Annotated in this window: 5 protein-coding genes; 3 read left to right on the top strand and 2 right to left on the bottom strand. The window is 60.0% G+C overall.

Annotated features, from left to right (window positions below; translation table 11 throughout):
- On the top strand, nucleotides 1-733 hold a 733-nt coding region (locus EOB36_RS33115), incomplete at its 5' end, for an ATP-binding protein (protein ID WP_128286546.1).
- A gap of 147 nt (nucleotides 734-880) precedes the next feature.
- On the opposite strand, the gene EOB36_RS33110 is transcribed toward EOB36_RS33115, so the two are convergent.
- On the bottom strand, nucleotides 881-1,729 hold the full coding sequence (locus EOB36_RS33110; protein ID WP_128286545.1) for a hypothetical protein: 849 nt from the start codon (nucleotides 1,727-1,729) through the stop codon (nucleotides 881-883).
- 440 nt (nucleotides 1,730-2,169) lie between these two features.
- Nucleotides 2,170-2,853, bottom strand: coding sequence for a response regulator transcription factor (locus EOB36_RS33105; RefSeq protein WP_126106185.1), 684 nt, complete (start codon nucleotides 2,851-2,853; stop codon nucleotides 2,170-2,172).
- A 156-nt stretch (nucleotides 2,854-3,009) separates the two neighbouring features.
- Between EOB36_RS33105 and maiA the strand changes: the two genes are divergently transcribed.
- Together maiA and EOB36_RS33095 are read left to right on the top strand one after the other, a co-directional pair.
- Nucleotides 3,010-3,660 (top strand): maleylacetoacetate isomerase, encoded by a 651-nt coding sequence (maiA, locus tag EOB36_RS33100; protein WP_128286544.1) that lies wholly within the window; start codon nucleotides 3,010-3,012, stop codon nucleotides 3,658-3,660.
- A 32-nt stretch (nucleotides 3,661-3,692) separates the two neighbouring features.
- On the top strand, nucleotides 3,693-4,733 hold the full coding sequence (locus EOB36_RS33095; RefSeq protein WP_128286543.1) for a zinc-dependent alcohol dehydrogenase family protein: 1,041 nt from the start codon (nucleotides 3,693-3,695) through the stop codon (nucleotides 4,731-4,733).
- The last annotated feature ends 210 nt before the right edge of the window (nucleotides 4,734-4,943 follow it).

Genomic DNA, 4,943 nt, shown 5'->3' with positions numbered 1-4,943 from the left:
TTCCAACGCGCTGCGCTACACCCGCTCCGGCGGCGTGCTGGTCGGCACCAGACATCGCGGCGACACGATCCGCATCGATGTCGCCGACACCGGCTGCGGTATTCCCGACGACCAGCGCGAGGCCGTGTTCGAGGAATTCCACCGCGGCACGATCCCGACCGATGCCGGGCTTGCCGGCGGCGGGCTGGGATTGGGTCTGGCCATCGTGCGCCGCATCGCCGCCGCACTCGGCCATCCCGTGACGTTTTCGTCGAAGGTCGGACATGGCACGATTTTTCATATCGACGTTCCGGTCGGGATCGGCGCTAGCGTCGATGCCATTGCCAGCACCGCCGACATGGAGCGGCCGCGCGGCTACGGTCTGTTCGGCACCAAGGTGCTGCTGGTCGAGAACGACATCGAGGTGCTGCAGGCGATGACGTCGCTGCTCGAGCGCTGGCAATGCCTGGTGCGCCCCGCCACCTCGACCGGTGATGCGCTCGCTATGCTTGGCGATACGGACTGGGTGCCGGACATCGTCATAGCCGACCAGCATCTCGACGGCGGCGATCTCGGCACCACGACCATCGCCGAGGTCCGCGATTACCTCGGTCGCGCCGTGCCGGCGCTGATCGTCACCGCCGACGGTTCGGAAAAAATTGCCAAAGCCGCCCGCGCGGCCGGCATCGAGCTGATGCGCAAGCCGCTGAAACCGGCACAACTGCGCGCGCTGCTGGCGCATCTCCTGGCTTGATCCCCAAAGACACGGGCAGAAGGCGCTAGCGCCAGGAAAAATGGTGCACTGTCACGGTTATTCCCGACACTCGACAGCGCGCAAAGCCAGTGGAAAGGGCAGCGACGACTATCCTTAAGGCACCCTGCCGCTAAGGTCGATATCGTCCTAGCGGTCTATTGGGCCATATTCCTCGTCGATCTTAAGTCCGGTCCAGTTCCCACTGGAATCCGGGTAATAGTGTTTCTGGAGCTTCTGAAACAGCGCGAGATCGATTGTCAGAACCCCAAATGTTTCCTGGACGTATTCGAGAAACCCTTGATAGCTTCCACCAACCTCGGTGAATTGGCTGTTATGGCTTCCGTTTAGTACGCCACTAAGAAAGCTCGGATCTCTAACCAGAGTATCAACCAATTCCGCGTAGCGAGCTTGAATCGTTTCTTTCTCGTCTTTAACGGTGACGATCTTCATATCGCTATATGTGCTAATGAACTGGCACATTTCGTTCTTAAAGGCCATGCGGGTCTGAAACTTTATGTATTCTTCAAATTCAATCCAATATCTGGACACAGATTCCACATCATGAGATACAAGTTTTGACTCCAAATAGCCGTAGTCATCGACATATTTATCAATTAGATTTCCACACTCATACTGCTTGGCAAAGTTAGAAAGACGTAAATAACTTCCGAACCGCATGAGTTCTTTGTCATTCAATACGCTCGATCCGTCCCTCCCGAAGATATCCCATCTGGATAATTGAAAATGGACTTCCCGAGGGTAGACCTCGTTTTTATAAAACGGGGTGCATTCAGAGTGGTATTTCCCTTCAAAGTATCGCTTGATCTTCTCGATGTCCTCTTCCGCAGGCCGCTGCACGGCTATGTTCTTGAGAAAATCAAGGGAGCAATTGTCGCCGTATACCTGAAAAACCGCGGACGCATACTCATCCGAATGGGCGTTAGCCGGAGCAAACGGAGCCAACATGGCTACAACAACTAGAAATTTCGGATTCATATCGGCCCCCACCGCTGTATCGCTACTATATCCCCGAATGCCCCGATCGCACCAGCTCCTTTGGCACCAGCAGACGGAGATCTAATTACGGTGACAGTGCACTTTGTCATGTTGGACAACCGTCATTGTGTGTAGGTTGAGCGCATGGCTCGCCTTGCCCGCATTGTCGCTCCCGGTATGAGCACCGCTGCGGTACAGAATTCTGCTCCGCGGCACCCTTCGGCCAAGGTTACGGCTTGGATCCCAGGGTCTCCGCGACGGAGCTTCGCTCCTGCTTCGCCCTGGGATGACGAAGTTGGGGAGACCTAGGCCAATCCCCAACGTTTGCGGTGGCCAGCACGGCAGGCGCTCGACGTCATCGACCGCGAGAACGATATGATCGATCGCCATGGCTTTCATCGTGGACGTCCTGTAGCGGAACGCCTGCCCGCAACCGGCGCCTAAAACCCCGCCTGGCCGCGAAACAGCTCGGCACTGTCGAGCTTCGAAACCTCGATGACGGCTTGCGTGCGGCTGTAGACGTTGAGCTTGCGCAGGATCTCGGAAACATGTGCCTTGACCGTGGTCTCGCCGACCTGCAGCTCGTAGGCGATCTGCTTGTTGAGCAAGCCCTGGCGCAGCATCTGCAGCACCCGCAATTGCTGCGGCGTCAGCTTGGCAAGCCGCTGAACCATTTCGGCGCGGTCGGTGCTGTTGGCGTCCGGCGGCTGGCCTTCGTAGGTTTCGGGCACGTAGATCGCACCTTCCATCACCGAGCGGATGGCGGCGGCCAAATCGCTCTTGCGCGCCGATTTCGGGATGAAGCCGGCCGCGCCGTAGGACAGCGCCTCGGAAATGATCTTGGGCTCCTCATGCCCCGAAACGATGACCACCGGCAGGCGCGGATAGCGGGTCCGAAGCTGCAGCAGTCCGTCGAAGCCATGCACATCCGGCATGCTGAGGTCGAGCAGCGCGAGATCGAAGGGCTTGGCATCCGCCAGAAGCTCAAATGCCTCGGTGATCGAACGCGCCTCGACAGTGTCGACGTCCGGATAGGCCATTTGCACAGCGCTGTGCAGCGCCTCGCGAAACAGCGGGTGGTCGTCGATGATCAGAAACCGGGCGCGATCGTTGACTGCGGTCATGGCATTCGTTTCGGTTCAGGCAGGATAGAATAGCCCAGTGACCATGGCCAGATTATTGGCAAATAGTACATCGCCATCTCTAGCCGAAAGGCGGAGATGGCAATTTCCGGACCACCATGCCTTGCCCGGTCGGGCAAATCGGCCGAATGTGCAGGAATGAGCGACCTCGTCCTTCATAATTACTACCGCTCCTCCACCTCCTACCGGGTGCGGATCGCGCTGGAGATGAAGGGCCTGACCTACCAATACGTGCCGCATCATCTTCGGCACGGCGAGCATCTCGAGCCCGCCTATCTCTCGGTCAATCCCCAGGGGCTGGTGCCGGCACTGATCCTGGGCGACGGCACGCTGCTGACGCAATCACTGGCAATCATCGAATTTCTGAACGAGACTTGGCCCGAACCGCCGCTTTTGCCCCAGGACGCCCTTGGCCGGGCCCGCGTCAGGATGCTGGCGCAGATGATCGCCTGCGACATCCATCCGGTGAACAATCTGCGTGTGCTGACATCATTGCGCACTCTGTTCGGCGCCGGCGACGAGGACGTCGTCAACTGGTTCCGGCACTGGGTGAGCGAAGGCTTCCAGCCACTTGAAAAAATTCTGGCTTCCTCGTCCGAAACCGGGACATTCTGCCACGACGACACGCCGGGGCTGGCCGACATCTGCCTGGTCGCTCAGGTCACCAGCAACGCCCGTTTCGGCGTCGACTTGGCGCCCTACCCGACGATCACACGCATCCACGCCGCCTGCATGGCGCTGCCGGCCTTCCAAAAGGCGGCACCCGAGAACCAGATCGATGCCGAATAGAGCGAGTTGGATAAAAGCATGAGGAATTGCCGATGAAAGCCGTTGTCTTCGAAAAGTTCGGTGAAACGCCGACGATCCAGACTGTTCCCGATCCGGAGCCGGCGTCGGAGGGTGTCGTCATCAAGGTCGAAGCGACCGGTCTCTGCCGCAGCGATTGGCACGGCTGGATGGGCCATGACGACGGCATCAGCCTGCCGCACGTGCCGGGCCACGAGCTTGCCGGCGTCGTAGTGGCGGCCGGTAGCCAAGTGACCCGCTGGAAGGCCGGCGAGCGCGTCACCGTGCCATTCGCCGTCGGCTGCGGCCACTGTTTCGAGTGCAGCTCGGGCAATCATCAGGTCTGCGAACACCAGTCCCAGCCCGGGTTCACCGCCTGGGGCTCGTTCGCCGAATATGTCGCCATCGACCATGCCGACACCAATCTGGTCCGCTTGCCGGACGAGATGGAATTCGCCACCGCCGCCAGCCTCGGCTGCCGCTTCGTCACCTCGTTCCGCGCCATTGTCGACCAGGGCCGGGTGACGCCCGGCGAATGGGTGGCCGTGCATGGCTGCGGCGGCGTTGGCCTGTCGGCGATCATGATCGCCAGCGCCATGGGCGCCAACGTGATCGCCATCGACCTGACCGACGAGAAGCTGGATTTTGCCAGCAAGATCGGCGCCGTGGCGACGATCAACGCCTCGAAGACGCCGAATGTGGTCAAGGCGGTCAAGCAGATCACCAATGGCGGCGCGCATATGTCGATGGACGCGCTTGGCCACCCCACCACCTCGTTCAACTCGATCGCGAACCTGCGCCGGCGCGGCCGCCATGTGCAGGTCGGCCTGATGCTCGGCGATCACGCCAGGCCACAGATCCCGATGGACAAGGTGATCGCCTTCGAGCTCGAAATCCGCGGCAGCCACGGCATGCAGGCCTACCGCTACCAGGCGATGATGGAGATGATCCGCAACGGCAAACTCAAGCCTGAACTGCTGGTCGGCAAGCGGATCAGCCTCGACGAGGCGCCCGCGGCCTTGATGGCGATGGGCGGCTTCGAAGGCATCGGCATCGGCGTGGTGACGAAGTTCTAGCCAAGTCGGCTCTCCCTTCTGCCCTTGTTGTGGGAGAAGGTGGATCGGCGCGCAGCGCCGAGACGGATGAGGGGTGTTGGAAGAAACGCGGCGTGAAATATCGAAGAATTTTAGGCGTTTACGTCTTCAATGGAGTGACCCGGCCAGCACCCCTCATCCGACCGAGCTTCGCTCGGCCACCTTCTCCCACAAGGGGAGAAGGAAGAAGGG

This window comes from Mesorhizobium sp. M6A.T.Cr.TU.017.01.1.1 (genome assembly GCF_004023115.1).
GTDB classification, from domain to species: Bacteria; Pseudomonadota; Alphaproteobacteria; order Rhizobiales; family Rhizobiaceae; genus Mesorhizobium; species Mesorhizobium mediterraneum.
The sequence above is the reverse complement of the archived record's forward strand: the minus strand, read 5'-3'. Positions and strand labels throughout refer to the sequence as shown.

Excerpts from the sequence above, each read along its gene's own strand:
- EOB36_RS33110 (WP_128286545.1), bottom strand. The coding sequence starts at position 1,729 with ATGAATCCGAAATTTCTAGTTGTTGTAGCCATGTTGGCTCCGTTTGCT.
- EOB36_RS33105 (WP_126106185.1), bottom strand. The coding sequence starts at position 2,853 with ATGACCGCAGTCAACGATCGCGCCCGGTTTCTGATCATCGACGACCAC.
- maiA (WP_128286544.1), top strand. The coding sequence starts at position 3,010 with ATGAGCGACCTCGTCCTTCATAATTACTACCGCTCCTCCACCTCCTAC.
- EOB36_RS33095 (WP_128286543.1), top strand. The coding sequence starts at position 3,693 with ATGAAAGCCGTTGTCTTCGAAAAGTTCGGTGAAACGCCGACGATCCAG.